Origin of the sequence: Pseudoneobacillus rhizosphaerae (assembly GCF_917563885.1) — a bacterium.
GTDB classification, from domain to species: domain Bacteria; phylum Bacillota; class Bacilli; order Bacillales; family Cytobacillaceae; genus Pseudoneobacillus; species Pseudoneobacillus rhizosphaerae.
This window is the reverse complement of the sequence record NZ_CAKJTG010000010.1, coordinates 107,766-128,174: the sequence shown is the minus strand read 5'-3', so window position 1 is coordinate 128,174 and position 20,409 is coordinate 107,766. Positions and strand designations below refer to the sequence as shown.

Genomic DNA, 20,409 nt, shown 5'->3' with positions numbered 1-20,409 from the left:
TATATAGCTATCCTAAATTAAGATTAAATTGTAGTATTTAATTGTAATATCGCTGGAGTTAATACGTATTAATCTCCCTTTCCCATGAAGCGGTAGTACAACTTGCAGCTATGATTTTAATACAAAGGATGGTGTGTAATGGTTCATTTTAAAAGAAATTACAGACGGTGGACAAGTACGTTTCTTGTTGTCTTGTTAATGGTGAGTAGCTTCCTACCAACTAGTTTAATTGGTAAAGCAAACGCTTCCATGGCCGAACATGTTGTAATCAGTCAGGTCTATGGTGGTGGAGGAAACTCAGGTGCTACCTTCAATAAGGACTTCATTGAACTTTACAATCCAACGAACGAAGCTGTTTCGCTTGAAGGATGGTCGGTACAATATGCATCTAGTACAGGTTCTACATGGACACCAACATCATTAACTGGATCCATTCCTGCTCATGGGTACTATTTAATTACTCAAGCTGGTGGAGCAAATGGTGTTGATACACCAGCTGCAGATGCATCTAGTTCAATTCCAATGGCAGCAGCGAGTGGAAAAATTGCACTTATGAATACAACGACTGCTGCAACAGGTACAAAGCCATCAAACACTATTGATTTTGTTGGTTACGGTGCAGCAACTGCATTTGAAGGCACTGGTCCAACGAAAACTTTATTAACAAGTTCTACAAGTGCTCAACGTCGTCCTTATGCAAATACTGATCCGGCAGCAGGAAAAGGTAATGCTTGGGATACAGACGATAATACAGCCGATTTCTTTGCGGCAACTCCAGTTCCTAGAAACACAACTAGCCCAACTGAAGCTCCAATGGTTCCAGTTATTAGCTTGCAACCAAAAGGAAATAATATTCAATATTTACAACAAGATACTTCTGTAAATGTAACAGGTACACTTGATGCGGCGCCATCAGGGTCTATTATTAAGGCCTATGAAAGCGCATCCAAGAATACAGCTCTAGGGACAGCTACGGCGCTAGAAGATGGTTCGTTTGAAATTAACTTTACGTTTAACACAGCATTACCTTCTATTTTCGTTGCTGCAAAGCAGGAAGGTATGGATGAAAGTAATGCGATTCAAATCGATGTTGCAAAACCAAGTACTTCTATTAATCTAGCAAAATTAAGCTATATTGTTAGTAATGGTGTTGGAACATTAGTCGGTAGCACGGGTGCTGGTGTAGCTACTTCTAGCATCAATGTTTATCCAAATGCAAATGCTAAAGTAACAGAAAGATTAACAACAAAAGAATTAACAGCTAGTAGTACTGGTGAATTTACCGCTACAATCAATAATGCTCCTGATACTGTCTATGTCACACAGTTATCAAGAAGTGCTAAAGGGATCATGTTAGAAAGTATTCCCGTTTCGATTACTAAAACAGCAACGGAAACGGTATCACCTCTAAATGTAGTAAAAGCAACAGATTCAAAAGGGATTTTAACAAACCTTGATAAGTTCTATACCGTTGAAGGGATTGTCACTATTGAGAACGGTATTCTTGGTACACAGAAGAACAATTTCTATATCCAAGATGAAACAGGTGGTATTAACGTATTTGGTTCCTTTGATTCAGGTTTAACTGTACAACGAGGGGACAAGCTTCGCATAACAGGTAAAGTCATTGTTTATAATGGTATGACTGAGTTTGAACCAACTGCGATTAAGAAGGTTAGTGAAGGTAATGCCCTTCCAGCTATAAAGGATATTACGATTCTTGATTTAAATACGTTTGCAGTAGCCGAGCCGCTAGAAGGAAGTCTTATTAAGATTTCTGGTAAAATCTCAGCTGTGGCTGCAACAGGAACAAACTACAATGTGACGATTGTGGATGAAAACAACAAAGCGACGACATTAAGAGTAATGGAAAAAACGGGAATTAAACCAGATACAGATCTTGTTACTGGTAAAAACTATTCTATTTCTGGAATTGTCGGTCAATATACAACAAATGCATCACATCTTAATGGATACCAAGTATACCCACGTGATGTGAAGGATATCACGGCGATGTTAAACATCGAGCACACAGCTTTAAAAGAGGTATATAAGGATACAAATGTGGAATTTGTTGCGAATGCAAGTGGTGCTGAAACGGTTATTGTTTATTATCGTGCAGCAGGTGCAACAGAATTTACAGCGCTTCCACTAACTGCTGCAAGTGAAGGGCGTTATACAGCTGTACTTGAAGCAACTCTAGTTCCGCAAACGGGATTTGAATACTATGTAGCAGCAAAATCAGGCGAAAAGCTTCAAAGCTCAGGAACGAGTGAAGCGCCTTATGCGGTAACTGTAGTAGAAGACAAAGTAGGACCAAGATTCTTTGGTGAAACTCCAATTGGTGGGCTAAAGACAGAAAGCCCAAGACCTGAGATTTCTATTTTAATAGAAGATCCAAGTGGAGTGGATGAAACGACTGTCAAAGCTTGGTTCGACAACGTGGAAGTTAACAAGACAAAAGCAACTATTAACAAAAGTCAGGTGAAATTTACTCCAGAAGCTGACTTAACAATAGGTGTTCATACAGTCAAGGTAACAGCTAAAGACGTAAAAGGAAACGAATCCACATACGAGTGGAGCTTTGAAGCAGTTCCACGTTTTACAGGTGGAAAGCACTTCCGTGGAACGACTCATAACCATACGAATATTTCACATGATGGTGCTGGTTCACCAGAAGCTGCCCTAAAGGCAGGTAAGAAATATGGATATGACTGGTTCGCATTCTCTGATCACTCACATGATATCGATCCAACTTTACTAGGACAAGATACAGTTGAAAATGGAGATACACCTGAACGTAAAGGTGGAGCAGATTGGCAATTAACAAAAGATCTAGCCGATCAGTATACAAATAATACTGATTATGTTGTTTTCCCAGCGTTTGAAATGACTTCAACTACTTGGGGACATTCTAATATTTTCGGTACAGAGAATTTTATTGATCGTAATATTAATGGCAAAATGTATCAGGATTTAAATAAGTATTATGCTTGGGTTATGAAGTACGATGATATCGTTGGTCAATTTAACCATCCAGATATGTCAAAGGATGCGTTTAACAACTTCAAACCTTACAACAAAGATGCGGATAAACTTTTCACCATGATGGAAGTAGGAAATGGTTCAGGACACTACGGCTATGCCAACGCGGAGAAAAAGTTCTTCTCTGTACTTGACTTAGGCTGGCACGTAGCTCCAACGTATGGTGAAGATAACCATGAAGGAACATGGGGACAAACGAGAGCACGTACGGTTATCGTAGCCGATAATCTTTCTCAAGAATCACTTCTTCACTCGATGAGAAACATGCGTGTCTATATGGTTGAGGATCCAAACTTTACACTAGATGTAGCAGCAAATGGCTATTACATGGGATCAACAGTAGATAGTAAAACTCTTAAGTTTAACATCTCTGGTAGTGACCTTGTGGCAGAAGCTCGCACAATGCCTGAATACGATTATTTAGCAGCGTCTTATCAATCAGATGACAGAATCGAAAAGGTTGAGCTAATTACTAATGGTGGAATTGTCGTGGACAGTATCTCTCCAATGACCAAAGACTTTACATGGGAGCCATCATATAGCGTTACAGGCGGACAACAATGGTTCGTCGTAAAAGTAACCCAAAAAGATGGTGAAAAAATGTACTCTTCACCAATCTGGTCAAAAGAAGAAGCAGTAGATGCAAAAGTAAATGGAATTGATATCGTTGGCGATGTTATTATCGAAGGCAACCCAGCCACTTTAAAGGCGAATGTTAGCAATAACGGAACTCAAGAAGTAAAGAACTTAAAAGTTGACCTTTACTATGATGAAGTAAAAGAAGCTAACTTAATTGGAACTCAAACTATTTCTTCAATTCTTTCTAAAGGTGTCGGCACAGCGACTGTAACATGGAATAGCCCAATCAAAGGTGACCATAACATTATTGCTGTTGTTAATTCGTTAGATGGATTAAACCTTGGTGATGGCAACTTTATTTTACCAGTAAAAATTAAAGAGCCACTAGGAATTAAAGTATTGATTGATGCCAAACACATTAATGAAAACAGCAGTACTGACGGCGGAACGTACGCCAACAATTTAAAAGCCTTCACAACTCTTTTACAAAAAGAAGGCTATACAGTCACGGAGAATAAGGAATTATTTACTGATGCTGTATTAACAGGTGTACAAGTGTTAGTTATTACGCACCCTAAAGTAGCGTTAACTGCAGATGAAAGAGTGGCAGTAGCGAAGTTTGTTCAAAATGGTGGTTCTGTATTAATGGCTGGAAAAAGTAACAACAGCACAGATCCTACTATTAATAACAGCTTATTAGCTGATATTGGTACAGCGATTCGTATTGGAAATGATGGGGTATTTGATATAAGTAAAAGCGGTAACTTCTGGAGTGATCCAAAGCTAAGTCCGTTTGCAGTAAGAGTACATCCAGGATTAGTTTCTAACTATATTACCGATCGTGTATCGTTTATTGATTACTATAGTGGTGTAAGTTTAGTAGGTGCTAACAATACAGCTCTTACTGAAAGTGGGAAAGTTGTTATTTTAGCAAAAGGAAATGAAACAACGTATCAAGGAAATATTAAAGGTGGCTTCACATACGATGATGTTTCCGATAACACAGGTGGTTCAGCAATTCCGTTGATCGCTTCTGAGGAAATCGGTCAAAAAGGACGTATTATTGTATCAGGAATGAACATCTTTAATGACAAACAAATCGATGAATCGTATGAGCCTAAAGGAAATGACGAATTCTCCTTAAATGCCATTAACTGGCTTGCCCATCGTGAAACTAAAGTAACGAAAATCGGCGATGCTAGAAAACTTGCAGAAGACACTCATACCGTGATTGAAGGAACAGTTGTTACAGGTGCTGGAGTATTCTTCGATGCTTTCTATGTACAGGATGAGACAGGTGGAATTATGGCCTTCCAAGAAGTGCCTGCTGGTTCCATCAAGCCAGGAGATAAGGTCCGTATCTATGGACATATCATCACATTTGATAATAATAAAGAAATTGAGTTTAATAAGTTTGAACAGGATGTTATAAAAATTGGTGAAGGTGAACCACTTCAACCGAAGCAAGTTCCGACTGGGGAAGCAACAAATGAAATGAACCAAGGTCAGCTTGTTAAAGTGAAGGGAACGGTCATATCAAAATTTGATGAAAACTCTTATTTTGTAAACGACGGTTCAGGTGAAGTATTAGTATTCACGGACGGTTATATCGTTGGCCAAGGTGTGCCTGTACCTGTTCTAAAGGCAGGAGACACATTGGAGGCAGTAGGTGTATCTGGTGAATTTGCACAAGGAAAGCGAATTCGCGTAAGAGATACAAGGGAATTGGTTGGAACGGTCGTACCAGTAGTAGATCCAGATCCAACACCGGATCCAGATCCAACACCGGTTCCAGATCCGACGCCGAATCCAGACCCAACACCGGTTCCAGATCCGACGCCGAATCCAGACCCAACACCGGTTCCAGATCCGACGCCAGATCCAAAGCCAACACCGAATCCAAATCCAGTAAAATTTGTGGATATCGATAAGGCTTGGAATCGTACGGAAATTGAGGAATTGGCTGCAAAGGGAATTATTAAGGGATACAAGGATGGTTCTTTTAAACCGAATGCGACAGGTACCCGTATGCAATTCCTATTAATGCTAACTAGAGGTTTAGGAATAACAACAGACACAGCATACGATGGCCGTTTTAAAGACATTTCGGTGAATCATGTAGATAGAGCGGTTGTCATGGCTGCCATTGAAGCGGGAATCATTAAAGGTAAGACAGCAAATACGTTTGCACCTAATGAACCTGTTACTCGCGAACAAGCCGCAATCATGATTAAACGAGCTATCGATCACCTTAACGTTAAACCAGAAGCTTTAGATACTTCTAAAAAGTTAAACTCGTTTAAGGATCTCAATAAGATATCTTCAGAATCACAAGGAGATATCGAGTTCCTTTTACAAGCAAACATCATTAGCGGTAAGCCAGACGGTAGCTTTGACCCTAAGGGCAGTACAACACGTGCGCAAATTGTAAAGATGCTTCATAAAGCATTAGAAATAGCTGGAAAGTTGTAATAAAAATAGGATGGTGCTAACCCTAGCGCCATCCTATTTTTTATAGTAGTAAAGAATTGGATAAATGATATAAATGTAGGAATAAAGTGGCTTTTCAATTAAACAAGCATTCAGTATACATAATAGTAGATATAGGGTAAATGATGTGTAAGCGGAGTTATTACTGTTTATAAAAACTTAGTAAAAGTTCAGTACCAATGCATTCATTTCGACACCGTTTCCACGCAATATTATTAAAAGATTATATCTGCAACGAGATACTTGCAAAACTTCAAGGAAAAGCAACCTATCAGGAACAAAAGCTGAATTCTCTTTCTGTTAAAATGTAACCTACAAAAGAGTTCCTCCTAATCTAAGGGGGACTTTTTCTACTTTTATACTCTTCAATTGTATGAATGGAAAGTATGCAGTCGATAATGATATACATACAAAAATACAAGGAGATTGAAGATGGTACGTTCGGTTGCATTAATTCTTTGGGCTGGATTAATATTTCTTTTTACCTGTACGGAAAGTATCGAACAGTTCTTACAGCAAGGTGTGATTTCATTTACTTGGAGTAAGTACCCGAATATGACTGAATTTTGGTATCCGTTACCTACTACACTAGATACATCCTTTATTTCTAGGAAAATAGGTCATGCACTGTCATTTTTTATTTTATCCATATTAGTCTTTATCGTATCAACATCTAAAAAGAAGATGTTTGCGATAAGCCTACTTTATGGGGTAACAACTGAAGTACTTCAATTATTCTTCAGAAGAGGAGGGAGGCTATTTGATATTGGCTTTGATGGAATGGGAGTTGTAGCAGCACTGTTCATTGTGGTAAGCATCCAATTAGTTCAAGAAAAAAGTCTGACTAGAAACAGTCAGACTTAAGTAATCTATTTCGTTAAATGGAATGCCTTAAAATTAGATTAGAAATAATGTATTAAAGTGCTTCTCTTGCTTTAGCTAGTAATAGAGATTCTCGTTCTTTCTTCGATACCTCATACTGATCTCTAAAATCCTTCGCATGGGAAGTGCTGTATCCATTGTTTTTTAGCTCCTTTTCCAGAGCAGTGTAAATATAGTTAAAAGCACCATCTGTTTTAGCTTCCAGTTCTTTCCCTGCTGAGGAATACTTTTGATAAAAATAAGAGTAGGATATAGACTCACCATTTGACTGTTGTGCACGGTATTCCCCTATGGCTCTCGACACAAGCGAATCTATTTTTCCATTTGCCTGTGATTGAAGGGATTTAAATACTGGTCGGTATAGATCTTTTATTTGTTTAACTGTCGTTGTCGGTGGTATGTTCTTATTTGGTTGGTTGTTGCTATTAGGTTTTGTTGTAGTATTCTTATCTGATTCATTCGTGTCAGTTTGACTATTGTCAGTAGACTCTGAACTCTTATTATCATCAATAGAATTGCTTGTTCCTTTATTGGTACTATTATTTCCTGTATCTGATTCTGTTTCATTTGAATTGGTAGCCTCATTATTATCGTTAGAGTTACTATTTTCAACATTATTAGAGGGTAAAGAATTTTCCTCACCAGGAAGAACGATATCAAAATCCGATTCTACGATTTCTTTGATTTCTTCATCAGCTATATCATAGGTTTTTACATTCAAAAAATAATAAATTGTACCTGCTGTTGCAAGAATAATCACAAGCAGGAAAGAAAGTATATATTTCCAAACCTTTTTCATGCATCTAATACCCCTTTTCTAAAAATCAACCTTTTTATTGTAACATATATTGATATACCAGGAAGCAATTTTCCATAAGAAAATAACCCAACTTAAAAAATTGGAAAAAATTATACATTTTATTAATTTATAAAATTTACCAATACTGTTGAATATGTTATTATATTAAAGTAATATAGTAATAAATTACTAGACTTATTCATTGTTAAAGTATGTTAACTTTACATAGAAATGTCTACAGAAAAATTATGAGGTGAAAGAATTGAAAATGTATCCCTTTAGTAAAAAAGCGTTAAGCGCGATGCTTGCTGCAACTGTCGCTTTATCGCCTATAGTAACAACAGGCATAGCTTTTCAACCTACAAAGGTAGAAGCTGCTACCACTTTATCTGATGCCTATAATCGTGTGAAGTTAATTTATAGTAAGTTAACTGACGTACAAAAAGCTGAATATCGTAAAGTGGCGGAAGGGTTGACTCAATTTACCAAAGAAGACTGGAAAAGTGTGTTAACCACTGAGCAAGCTGCAAAAATGAAAGCTGCACTAGAAGGTAGAAATGTAACTCCTGAAGAAGTTATAGAAAAATTTACTTTACTAGTATATGGTACTACTTCTGCAGACATAGAAGCTAAATTAGCAACGTATAAACAATCCCCTACCTTTATCGAATTTGAAAGGGTAATGGGTGATGGAACAACTGATTTAATCGTTCAATTCATAATGGATGCAGAGAAAGAAGTTTGGAAAAAATCCTATTCTGAAATGCTTGAAATTGTACTATCAGGGTCTATCGAAGAATTGACAATCCAAATCAGAGATAATTTAATTAAAAACAATCCAAAATATGCAAAATTAAATTCAGATATTGGTACTAAATTAGGTACGAGCCTAGAAGGTATTTTTGATATTAATGATCGTATCCTTGCGAAATTAGTAAGTAAGAATTTACTAACTTCTACTGAATTAACTAATATTAAGAAATCCTTTATTACAGCAGCTTTCGCAGCGGGTAATCCGAATACTGAACCTCCTGTAGTGATCGAGCCAGGACCACCAGGACCAGGACTAGACCCACCTTACAAATATGAAGAGACTGATAAAGAAGTTAAAACAGTAGTAGGAGATGAAAAGGTAACTAGTCTTGTTAACCAAATTACTGCTGAGAAAAATGAAATAGTTATTGATCTAAAAACAGTTCCTGGTAAATCATCTAATGCTGAACTTCCTGGTTTATTATTTACAGAAGCTGCAAAGAAAAATGCTAATGCATTTATTGAAATTAGTACAGAAGGCGCAAGCTATAAGTTACCTGTTTCTGAAATTTCAGCATTAAATTTGGGTGAAGGCGTTAAAATCATTGTTTCTGTAAACGTAGTAGAAGCAACAGAAATTAAAGCTGGTGTGAAGGTTGTTTCTAAAGTTATTGAATTTAAAGTTGAAGCTCAAACAGGAACTACGAAAGTAGAACTTGAAACTTTTAAATCATATGTTGACCGCACAATTACTGGGGATCAGAACTTCGACTCTAATAAATCAATTGGGGTAAAAATTGGCTCAGATGGTACATTAACATCTGTCCCAACTTTATTTACTGATGCAATCGTCGACAAAAATAAAGCTAACGCAACTATTAAATCATTAACTAACTCTAAATATACGATTGTTGAAAATGATATTACGTTCCCAGATGTTGACAATAAGGGGAACCAAGAAAAATATATTGAAACACTAGCATCTAAATTAATCATTAAAGGTAAGCCAGACAATACATTTGCTCCAGGTGAGGAAATGACTCGTGCTCAATTTACTGTACTATTAGTAAAAGCATTAGCGTTACCAGGTCAAAAGTATGATGGTAAATTCAAGGATGTTAAAGAAGCTGATTGGTTCAACTTAAATGGTGAACTAGCTGCGGCTATTGATACAGGTATCATCAAAGGTAAGCCTGATGGACGTTTTGCTCCAAACGAGAAAATCACTCGTACTCAAGCTGCAATTATGTTAAACCGTGCGATGGATCTTGGTTTCATCAACTTCGATAAGACAAAACTTGATACATCTAAGAAAGTTACAGACTTCAGTGATACAGCTATACTAGATGCAGAAGCTAAGGCAGCAATCGAAGCAATCTACCAAGCTGGAATTGCTTCTGGTAAACCAGATGGAACATTTGATCCGAAGGGTAACACTAGACGTGACCAAATGGCAAAAATGCTTGCTGAATTCCTAATCTCAGCTAAGTTAATGAACGAAATCAAGTAATAATTCGAACAAGGCATTAGATTGTTTCTAGTGCCTTGTTTTTTTATTTAATAGAGTAGTAAATTTTGTAAAGTGACTTATATCGTATACATCTAGAACGAAATCTATTATATTGTAAATAGTTTTTCTAGAAATGGTAGGGATTTGGAAATGTCAGAGGAACAAAAGAATTTATTTTATAGTATCATCAAGGATGCCTATAAACATGGAGTGGAGTCTGAAAAAGTAACTGTTGCTTCGCTATTAGATGAGATCACGGAGAAGCTTGAATTAATAATAGATAAAAGAGAGCTTGCCGATAAATAGGCAAGTTTTTTTCTATGAAAAGGCTTTAATTTATTGTGAAGCTAAAAAAGAAACTCACTACAAAGGTGAGCTTCTAGACTACTTATTTTACTGTCGCTAATACGTTATTTGCTGACCTCACGAGGAATAAGGCAAACTGCTCTCTATTTGTAGTCAAGTTAGGCCTAAACGTATTATCACTAGTGTAGCCAGTTGTGATTTTGGCTGAGAATAGTGCATCAACAAATTCTTTTGGCCAATCTCCCGTTTTTACATCCTTGAAGCTAGATGAAGTGGTCGCCTTTAATTGGAATGAAAGGGTCAACACCTTTGCCATTTGCGCTCGGGTTAATGGAGCATCTGGATTGAATTTCTCCGCCTTTTGGAAAACACCAGCTTGAGTTAGCTTTGCAATTGCCATATAATTTGGATGGCTCTCAGGAACATCTGAAAATCCTGGGTTAGCCGGAATTGATTTTTCAAACGGTAGAATATTGTAAAGTGCTTGAGCTGTATCTGCACGTGTTATTGATTGTTTTGTTCCAAATTGTGTAGAGGTAACGCCTGTCATAACTCGATTTTCAACTAAAAATTTTATTTCATTAAAGTAAGTGTAACCGATAGGAACATCTTCAAATTGAAATTTTATTTTTGAATCATATGCCGATATGAAATGATTGGCTAATAACTGATAGCCTTCTAAAGAAGGATGAATATCTCTCGGATTCGGTAAATACGTTTCTTTGCTTGCGTCAAAAATACCTTTCATATCAACAAAAGTAGCTCCGTTTGCCTGGGAAACTGTTTTAATCCCTCCATTTAGAAGGTTTAACATCTGTTCTAATTGCCCTAATTGGGCTGCTGATAAATAAGGAAATGGATTATAGTAGCCAGAAATATAGATTTCTGCCTTTGGGTTAAGTTTTTGAATTTCTTTGATGATACTTGTAATATTTGATTGAATCTTAGAGTTAGTAGCCCCAAATTTTAGCGGGTCGATGGAAACAGTTTCTTTTGCTATATCAATCTGAGCAACTTGCAAAACATCATTGGCGCCAGCTGTAACCGTTACATAGTTAGCTACTTTTAATGTGTCTTGCAGTTTTTTTCCTTCCACTTCCTTGTTGCTTACTATATCATCAAGAACGTTTTGGGTCGTATATCCAGACATAGCAAATTTGTTTGTATAGCTTGCAAGAACGCCCTTTTTCTCAAAATGGTCTGCAATGATCCCTGAGAAGCCTTTCACCCAAGTGCGAACACCATCAGCGGGTCTAGCTAATTCTCCAGCTGCTAAAGAATCTCCTAATGCAACGTAATGAACCTTTGCTCCTACTGCCTGTGTCTGAGCAGGCATAAGAATACCTAGTAAAAAGACAAAGATTACAAGCAAACTTAGCAATCTACTATTCTTAAAACTCTTCAAATCATGCAACTCCTTTTAATTAATTTTTCCTACTCCTTAAATAAATTCTAGTAGTGGGTACATTATTCCTGTTTATTCCTACTTATTTCTGTAAAAGCTTCGCTAGGATAGAGGCAAACTGTGCTCTAGTTAAGTCATTTTCTGGGTTAAAAGGTCCATTAGTTGAGATAACTCTTGTTGAAGCTAATGCTTGAATGCTTTCATAATACTTTGAGTTTGTTTTTACATCCTTAAAGACAATTGGCTTTTCGCCTGGTTTTAAATCAAGGCCTCGTGAAAAAAGTAAGGCAATTTCTTTACGCTTCATAGGCTTATTCGGTTCAAAGGCTTGAGTTTTTTCTATAAGGCCTAATTGAACGACTTTTGAGATGGACGCATAGGCAGGGTCAGTAGGTTTCACATCGGTGAAGCTAAGCTTCTTAACAGGATCCACTTTGATTTTTAAAGCGCGATCAATTAAAACAGCTGCCTGCGCTCTTGTAATGGGTTGATTAGGTCCAAATTTGGTTGCTGAAATTCCGCTAACTAAATTTCTACGTTTCAAATAGGAAATCTCATCGCGTGCCCAATGGGTTACTGTATCTTTATACCAGTAAATACTTATTGCTTGCGAAAGAGCTGCAGCCATTTCCGCTTTGGTTACCGGTTGATTTGGTTTAAAGGTCCCGTCTGGATTTTTTGAAACGATTTTTAAACTAACAACTGACTGAATGGCTGAGTAGTTCTGATGATTGACGGGTACATCAGTAAGTGTAACTTTTTCTAGTTTTGGTACGTCATATATTTGAACAATATATTGACTGAGCTCTGCACGAGTGAAAGCACCTGTAGTTGCAGCCATTAGCCCGACTTTTTCGCCAGTTAATATCGCAAATAATTTTTCTGCTTGTGCACGATCAACTACTTTATTTGGCTGATAAAATCCATTTTTTGTATCGTTTAGTAACCCGTAGCTAGCTAATGCTTGGATTTGTTTATTGTTTGGATGGTTGACTGTATCAATATACCAATCTGCATTTTGGGGATAATAGCTAATGGCCTGTTTCCCCATTTGACTCCAAGCTGCGATAAAACCTGCTTTATTTACCGCACGATTGGCACTATGGTAAAGAGGATCATTAATATAAATATAGTTTTCATCATAACCCGTCACAAGCACACTGTGTTCACGATACGTAATCTTTAATGGCCCAGAGCTCGTTTGCCATGTTTTAAATTGAGAGGATGGTAGGTGACTAAACCATGAGTTCGTAATCACCCAAACAGGCACACCTTTGTCCAACATTTTGTAGATGTAAGAAAAATCATACCCTGATAAATTTACTACTCGATTCGGAAGATATTTTTCGGCAAGCTCTTGTATGGGACCATTGTATACGCCTAAACCTGGTTGGCTAAACGTGTATATATTTCCAACAAAGCCATCATAAGGATTGCCATTCAGACCATTCGTCTTAAAAGGAACCTTTCGAACTTCTTTTGCAAGCTCCATTTTCCCCACTTTCACACCAGCATTCTGGATCATCATCGCAAGAGACGTGACCTCACAGCCTCTAGGTAATTCCGGCAACTGTTTAATATGTGGTGCCGTAATCGTTTTTGCATACGTATGGTTTGAAAAAAGGAGTAAGAAACATGAAAACAAAACTAGAAAAGTAGATTTTTTGAAGCGATTCAATATAATAACCTCCAAATATATAAAACTATTACTAAACATTATACAATAGAATACTTGAAAAATAGGATTAATTTGTGTGTATATCCAATTTCATCCAAGTAGGAAATTGTCAGAATTTGATGAATGAAACATTTGGAATTAAAAAGGGAAAAAAGTCATAGCTATCGTATATATTGTTTATGAGAAGAAATGAGTGGGGTGGACTTCATGGTAAAACGAATCATCATTTTTTTATTGATTTTTAGCTTTGGGTTTTTAAACTGGCCGGCGCCTTCTGATGCTGCTGCTGCTGCTGCAGTTGTTGCTAAAGATCAACTAATTATTATTAATAAGAAAACGAATAAGTTGGCTTTTTTTGAAGATGGAAAACTAGTAAAAACATACTCAGTTGCCACCGGAAAAACACCGAAGCTTACTCCAGAAGGAAGTTTTTATATTCGTGAAAAAATTAAAAATAGGCCATATTATAAGGAGAAAATAAGAGGTGGAGATCCAAAAAATCCGTTAGGGGACCGTTGGCTTGGTATAAGTGCTAGTGAGCGCGGGTCGTATCCATATGCAATCCACGGCAACAATAACGAGAATTCCATCGGCAAATATGTCTCATCTGGCTGTATTCGCATGCATAATAATTCTATTCGAGATCTTTACGAGCGAATCGATATAAAAGCGAAAGTCGTTATTGTCACTTCAAGTGATTCATTTAACGTGTTAGCACAGAAGCATACGACAAAGGTAGTTGTGAAAAAATAATATAGACGAAAGGGTGCCTTAACAGGCACCCTTTTGTTTCTATTCATAAGTAATAACGTTATAAACCTTCCAAGTTCCGTCGGGATCTTTTTTTAAGGATAAAATTCCTGAAAAGTCGGATCTTTCTGTTCCCTCTTGTCCGGCAACTGTAACATCATACAAAAGATTATCAATTTCTACACTGGCAAATCGGTTGTTTTTTGATAACACCTGAGCAGTGAACTCACCAACTGGTGTAAAAGTGAGAGTTTGACCGTTATTTTTCATATATTCATACGCATTCACAGATTCGATGGAGGCAGCTTGAAAATAGCCTGTACTGTATTGATTATAAACAGGAATCATTGACGTGTAGTTACCTGAAACTAACCCTTCCTTTTCCGTTGAAATGACTTCATTTACAATAGATAACAATTGTTCTGAAGTCGGTAACTGGCTCGTTTCCTGATGAAGGGCGCGATGAATCATAATAATTCCTTGTGCTCTAGTTGCTAGGTTTCGTGGCTTAAATAAGTTTGCATAGCCTTTAACTATTTCGTTTGCAGCTGCTTTCGTAATGGCATCTGCAGCTTCTGTACCCGGCTTTACATCTGTGAAGGTTTTACCTGTAGTTTTGAAAGTAATGCTTTCCTTAAAAGCACGATAAATCATTAAGGCCATTTGTTCACGAGTAATATTATTTTTAGGATTGAACTTTCCGTTAACCCCTTTAATAATTCCGTGGCTATTGGCAATTGCAACAAAGGGGGCATACCAATCAGTCGTTTTCACATCACTAAAGGTTTGTGCTGTTCCTTTTAATTTTAAATCAAGTGCATTCACAATCATTTTTGTGAATTGAGCGCGAGTAATATTTCCTTCTGGATTAACGGTCACGATGGGATAATCATCTTCATATACAACAGTCCCGTCAATAATATTTGCAGATAAAAAATCATCAATTTCCATATAAGCCCAGTACTTGAAATCAAAATCATCTGGGATATAATGTAGAGTTGTTTTTTCAGCAGCAAATACAGAAGCAGGGAAAACGGCAATAGTAAAAAACAAGCCCAATAATATTCTAATGGATTTCATTAACATTCATACCTCCCCTTAAAATTATCATTCCAAACTATTCACACAACATACAGAAACAGCATAATAATAACGGATAAAAAAATGGAAAAAAGCCAGCGGAAAATCGCTGGCCTTTAGCGCTTTAAAGTCCTGGGGGACAGTCCCCCAATACTTTAAAGCATAGCAGTATTAGATTTAAAGCTGATAGTTTTTTCGAATGGTTGTGTTTTTTTCTAATTGTTCTGGTTGGAAGTTCTCGACTAGGTCTACATACTTCTCGATAAGCAGCTCGTAACGGGCTAGATTTTGAATCGGTTTTTTTTCCGAGATATAGTCAATAATATAACGATTGATAAAGTTATAATAATGAACCCCGTCTCCCATATAATTATCGATATTAAAGGTAATTTGTTTCATCGCTTGAAAATCATAAAGCTCTGCATTAGGATATTGGCTCAAAAGTTTGAAGGCCTCTTTTTTAAATTTGATTCTTTCTGTTAAATAATCAGGGTGTTTTTCATAAGAAATATACTGATTATACACTGAATAGGGGGCAAAGAAAAATGTAAACTTTGTATCAGGATTATCCTTTACAAGTGATAAAACATTATTCTTGAAGGAACGAATCATTGTCTCTGACGTTTCGTAATCAGGAAGCTCCTGCATTTCAGGTATTTCTGCTAATGCTTCTTCGATCCGTTCATAGCTTTCCTCCGGTGCGCCTTTACCAAATTTATAAATAGTTAGAGGGTTACGCCTGCTACGAATATCGTTCTTGTTAGCTTGAATATTTTTATACAATATTTCTAATGTATAAGAGCTAAATAAATAGCGAATATCATTTATTTTTGATCGATCGTACATATAAACTGGAAAATCACTCGGAAGTCCTGTCACCCAATCTGGTTCACCAGAAAATGAATAGTAATTTAGCTCCCAAATTACATGGTCAATCTTTTCCTTTTCTCGAATCGCCGTTTGTGCAACCATTGACTGCTCTCTAGCCGTCGAGGCTGGCAAAGAAGCATTAAAGGATTTTGTTTTTAGCTTTTCGTCGACATAGCCTTCTTCAAAGTTACGGCCCATTGAGGTTCCAGTAAAAACAGTCTCGTAATCCATTGTTTTAAGGAGACCTGGCATTTGATACCGTTCTGTCCCAATGTATTGTGGCTCATAAAGATCAGTTTTACGATAAAAAAATAGAGGATCTATATAAAAGAAAAGGGCAGAAACGATCAGAACAAGAGTAGCCATCATGGTTATCGACAAGATAAAAAATTTCTTTGCTGACATTTCATCACCCTCTAAAAATTAAAATATAAAAATTCACTCACTCGGTTTAAATAAAGAAGTGAGAGGACTGTTACAACACTTATGAACGCTGCATTTTTTACAGTAGGTTTAAACGTTTCAAGCTTCTCAATCGAGTTTTTCGTAAATAGTACAACGCCAAAGAAAATAGCTAGAAGAATAATCAGCTTTAAATCAAAGAAATAAGCTGCGCTTTGAAACGATAGTCCCAATGAATCTGCTACAATACTAGCAATTCTCGGTGGTAACTGCAGTTCTCCGAAGTTAAACATCTTGGCAAACATCGCATGTGCGCTAGCTATATCAGGTGCTCGGAAGTAGACCCAAGCTAAATGGACAAACAAGAAAGTCACAAACCATGCAAAAACTTTAGGAAGTTTTAACCCTAACTGACTCCATGTTCGGTAAACGATACTTGCTAAGCCGTGCAGGATTCCCCAAATGACAAAGGTCCACCCCGCCCCATGCCAAAATCCGCTAATAAAAAAGATGATAAAGATATTCACATACGTTCTTACCTTTCCAAGTCGGCTACCACCGAGAGGAAAATAAACATATTGGGTGAAGAATCGGTTCAGTGTAATATGCCATCTTCTCCAGAAATCTTGGATATTTAACGCCTTATATGGAGAATTAAAATTCACTGGTAAAACAAAGTTGAAAAATAAGGCAATTCCAATTGCCATATCGCAATAACCACTAAAGTCAAAGTAGAGCTGGAACGTGTATGACAAGGTTGCAATCCAGCTATCAACGAGGGATAGTGCTTCAATATTACTGTAACCATCCGTCGCCCATACCGCAAATGTGTCAGCAATAATGACCTTTTTAAATAAGCCGATCGCAAATATGTAAAGCCCGGCTGACATATTATTTAAATTTTTATAATACTTTTCGGGCTTTTTTAGCTGTGCCATAAGCTCTGAATGATAGGTAATCGGTCCAGCTATCAATTGTGGGAAAAATGTAACAAAAAATAAGAAGTCGATAAAGCTATACCCTTTTGTTTCACCACGATAGCTCTCTACTAGGTAAGCAATTTTCTGAAAGGTAATGAAGCTAATTCCTAACGGTAGTGCAATATATAGTAAGGGAAACTGCGATTGAAACAAGGTATTAATGTTTGTGATGAAAAAATCCACATACTTAAAATAGCCTAATAATAGAACATTAAAGATAATTCCAAGTGTTAAAATTAACTTTTTCCACTTTGTATCTTTATTAATAAATTGTGAAACGATATAATTTACGCTGATCGACAGGAGTAGAATCGGTAAAAATTTAATACTCCAAAAGCTATAAAAAAAGATGGAGCCAAGTATAACATAAAGCTTAGCAAGGTTTTTTTGCTTAAACTTTAACAATGTAAAATAGCCAATTAAAACAATTGGGAAAAACAGAAGGATAAAAACGTAAGAATTAAATAACAAAAATCCCAACTCCCACCTTAATCTTAAACAACTACGACATTATAACACAATGAAAAAAATGTCGAAAACAATGTAATCAAAATGCAACAAATATTTAATAATAATGTATCCAAAATGTGCAAAATCTAACAACACTTCACCACTTTAAAGTATCGAGGGACTGTCCCCAAGGGGATTAACGCGTTAAAGTTATGAGGGACTGTCCCCCACTCCTTTAATGCGGAAAAGCACTAGAGCGTTGCTCCTAGTGCTTTTTGTTTATTATCATTTAGGATTTGGTGGGTTCTGATTAACATGGCGGCGAATTGGGCACGTGTTATGGTTTCGTTTGGTCTGAAATAAGATTGTTTTGTTATGATGCCTAAATCGGTTAATGCTTGAACTGCCTTAAAGTATTCTGCGTTTTGTGGGACATCCCTAAAGGGATGTGTATTCTTACCCTTTGCGTTGTTTGTTAGCTCTAGTGCTCGAGACAAAATTAAAGCCATTTGAGCACGTGTTAACTTTTTCTCTGGAAGAAAGAAGCCATTTAGACCTTTGATATATCCCTTCTCAGCGCCATTCAGAATGGCCAATACCCCTGAAGTTGATAACGTGACATCTTTAAAAGGAATGGACAAAGATCCAGGTTTCTCACTTGAAAATAATCGATTCAGCATCATCATGCTTTGGCGACGATTAATACTGTCAGATGGCTTAAAGCTGCCATCAGAATAGCCATTCACCAATTTTACCGTTGTCGCCTGTAAAATCTCCTCATAAGCCCAATGTGATTTTGCAACATCCTTAAATTCTCCTGAATTCATGGCGAGTTTCGAATTTATAACTGAAATAGATGAACTGTCTAATACACGATTTTCAGCATCAACCACAACTGCAAACATCGAGTTTTCACGAATCGAGAACGGAGTGCCTTTAAGTGAAATCTCTTCAATCATTTCATCCACTTCTATCGTTCTAAAAATCCGCTCGTCCTTAAAAATTAACACCGACTTCCCCACCAACTCGCGAGAAAAACCTAAAACTATTTCGGCTTTGTTTTCGATTGGCTGATTTGGTTTTAAATTTAACCAATCAATTTTTCCGATATCATCCAAGTTATTAGAAAATTGTACAAGACCAGCACCTGTATAAATATCATAGCCTTTTCCGCCTAAATCAAGTGCACTCCTAGCGAGTAATTGATTTATTTGAACAAAATCAAGCTGTGGGTTTATCTTTTTATAATGAGCAACCACACTAGTGACAAAAGGTGTTGCCATGGAGGTACCGCTCAATTTTGTGTAGCTTGGTGTTGTATATGTACTTACTATTTCAAAACCAGGGGCACTAATATCCACTTCCCAGCCGAAATTTGATCTTGGAACCTTTTTTCCGTATTGAGTGACACCAGCAACAGCAATCACCCCTGGGAGACTTGCGGGAAAGATATTTTCTGTTGGATTATTTCCATTGCCAGCGGCCGCAACAACAGGAATTCCTAAAAGTAATGCATCGCGAATTGCTTTTCTGAACACATTTTCAATTGTTACTCCAGCGATACTTATATTAATAACATCTACATCAAGCTGAATCGCTTTTTGAACAGCCTCAGCTAAAACAAAATCATCCGTCAATCCATCCGCACCTAATACTTTTAAAGGAATCACATCGATTTCTGCCCCACCAATAGCACCAGTTAAGCCCACTCCATTTTGATTACAAGCTGCAATTATTCCAGTAACATGAGTACCGTGTCCGTTACTATCAACAGGCAAATCCATTCCTTCACGATAATCTTTTCCAAGACTATAAAGGATATTATCGCAGAAATCTTCATGTTCCAAAGTGACACCAGAGTCTATCACCGCTATAATGGAGGAGTTTAGTCCTGTTAATCTCTTTATTTTAGGTGTTTCGACCCATTCACCTTCAGTCTTTTTTAATGAAATGTCTAGCTCTGAAAGATTTGCATTTTTAGGTAATAGTAAATCAATTCGTTTATAAGTAGAAGTATTGTGCCTAAGAAGTTCTTTCCGGCTATTTCGTACTGCCACCGACCAACTACCTTGTGGATTCGCTAGTTCAATTGAAAGCCGACGAATCTGATCTGATCCAAAATGAAGAGTAAAGCTAGCAGCGGAAAAGGGCTTTTCGTCGTAAACGATTGTCTCTAATGGGGTCTCAATCTTTTTTCCTACTATTTTATTTCTAGGTTTTTGTTGTGATAAACCAGACTTTTCAAAACCAATATTTTTTAAAGCCCACTGTTCCTCGTATAAAGGGTCGATGGGATTAATCGTTTGACTCTGAATGGATACAGGTAATATAAGTATGCTAATAAATAAGATAAGCCAAGTTCGATTTTTCATCACTTTTGTACTCCTTATAGACAAGTATCAATATTATATCAAATATAAAGCTACTAAT

Annotated in this window: 12 protein-coding genes and 1 pseudogene; 5 read left to right on the top strand and 8 right to left on the bottom strand. The window is 36.9% G+C overall.

Features of this window, described 5'->3' with window-relative positions:
- Positions 1-138: 138 nt before the first annotated feature.
- Both LRP83_RS10915 and LRP83_RS10910 read left to right on the top strand, forming a co-directional pair.
- Positions 139-6,096, top strand: coding sequence for a DUF4350 domain-containing protein (locus LRP83_RS10915; protein ID WP_230496731.1), 5,958 nt, complete (start codon positions 139-141; stop codon positions 6,094-6,096).
- A gap of 450 nt (positions 6,097-6,546) precedes the next feature.
- Positions 6,547-6,978 carry a VanZ family protein gene (locus tag LRP83_RS10910; RefSeq protein WP_230496730.1) on the top strand — a complete coding sequence of 144 codons (432 nt, stop codon included), beginning with the start codon at positions 6,547-6,549 and terminating at the stop codon, positions 6,976-6,978.
- A gap of 52 nt (positions 6,979-7,030) precedes the next feature.
- Here the strand turns inward: LRP83_RS10910 and LRP83_RS10905 are convergent, their stop codons facing one another.
- Positions 7,031-7,795, bottom strand: coding sequence for a hypothetical protein (locus LRP83_RS10905; protein ID WP_230496729.1), 765 nt, complete (start codon positions 7,793-7,795; stop codon positions 7,031-7,033).
- A gap of 268 nt (positions 7,796-8,063) precedes the next feature.
- On the opposite strand from LRP83_RS10905, the gene LRP83_RS10900 reads away from it, so the two are divergent.
- Both LRP83_RS10900 and LRP83_RS10895 read left to right on the top strand, forming a co-directional pair.
- Entirely contained in the window at positions 8,064-10,058 is a 1,995-nt protein-coding gene (locus LRP83_RS10900) for an S-layer homology domain-containing protein (RefSeq protein ID WP_230496786.1), read from the top strand.
- 150 nt (positions 10,059-10,208) lie between these two features.
- A complete protein-coding gene (locus LRP83_RS10895) occupies positions 10,209-10,364 on the top strand; it encodes a YwzD family small protein (RefSeq protein ID WP_230496728.1) in 156 nt (51 codons plus the stop codon).
- Between the two features lie 82 nt (positions 10,365-10,446).
- Here the strand turns inward: LRP83_RS10895 and LRP83_RS10890 are convergent, their stop codons facing one another.
- The 3 genes and pseudogenes from LRP83_RS10890 to LRP83_RS10880 form a co-directional block, all read right to left on the bottom strand.
- Entirely contained in the window at positions 10,447-11,769 is a 1,323-nt protein-coding gene (locus LRP83_RS10890; RefSeq protein ID WP_230496727.1) for an S-layer homology domain-containing protein, read from the bottom strand.
- An 82-nt stretch (positions 11,770-11,851) separates the two neighbouring features.
- A complete protein-coding gene (locus tag LRP83_RS10885) occupies positions 11,852-12,820 on the bottom strand; it encodes an S-layer homology domain-containing protein (protein ID WP_230496785.1) in 969 nt (322 codons plus the stop codon).
- Positions 12,800-13,486: pseudogene (locus tag LRP83_RS10880) on the bottom strand (C39 family peptidase); the annotation flags it as partial. The pseudogene LRP83_RS10880 and the gene LRP83_RS10885, both read right to left, overlap by 21 nt.
- A gap of 168 nt (positions 13,487-13,654) precedes the next feature.
- Here LRP83_RS10880 and LRP83_RS10875 point away from each other — a divergent pair.
- Positions 13,655-14,200 (top strand): L,D-transpeptidase, encoded by a 546-nt coding sequence (locus tag LRP83_RS10875; RefSeq protein WP_230496726.1) that lies wholly within the window; start codon positions 13,655-13,657, stop codon positions 14,198-14,200.
- Between the two features lie 39 nt (positions 14,201-14,239).
- Here the strand turns inward: LRP83_RS10875 and LRP83_RS10870 are convergent, their stop codons facing one another.
- The 4 genes from LRP83_RS10870 to LRP83_RS10855 form a co-directional block, all read right to left on the bottom strand.
- Positions 14,240-15,277: an S-layer homology domain-containing protein gene (locus tag LRP83_RS10870; RefSeq protein WP_230496725.1), complete on the bottom strand. Its 1,038-nt coding sequence runs from the start codon at positions 15,275-15,277 to the stop codon at positions 14,240-14,242.
- A 177-nt stretch (positions 15,278-15,454) separates the two neighbouring features.
- On the bottom strand, positions 15,455-16,552 hold the full coding sequence (locus tag LRP83_RS10865) for a hypothetical protein (RefSeq protein ID WP_230496724.1): 1,098 nt from the start codon (positions 16,550-16,552) through the stop codon (positions 15,455-15,457).
- An 11-nt stretch (positions 16,553-16,563) separates the two neighbouring features.
- The gene (locus LRP83_RS10860) at positions 16,564-18,000 is read right to left on the bottom strand and encodes an MBOAT family O-acyltransferase (RefSeq protein ID WP_230496723.1); all 1,437 of its coding nucleotides are present in this window, start codon (positions 17,998-18,000) and stop codon (positions 16,564-16,566) included.
- Between the two features lie 230 nt (positions 18,001-18,230).
- On the bottom strand, positions 18,231-20,351 hold the full coding sequence (locus tag LRP83_RS10855) for a S8 family peptidase (RefSeq protein WP_230496722.1): 2,121 nt from the start codon (positions 20,349-20,351) through the stop codon (positions 18,231-18,233).
- Positions 20,352-20,409 lie beyond the last annotated feature (58 nt).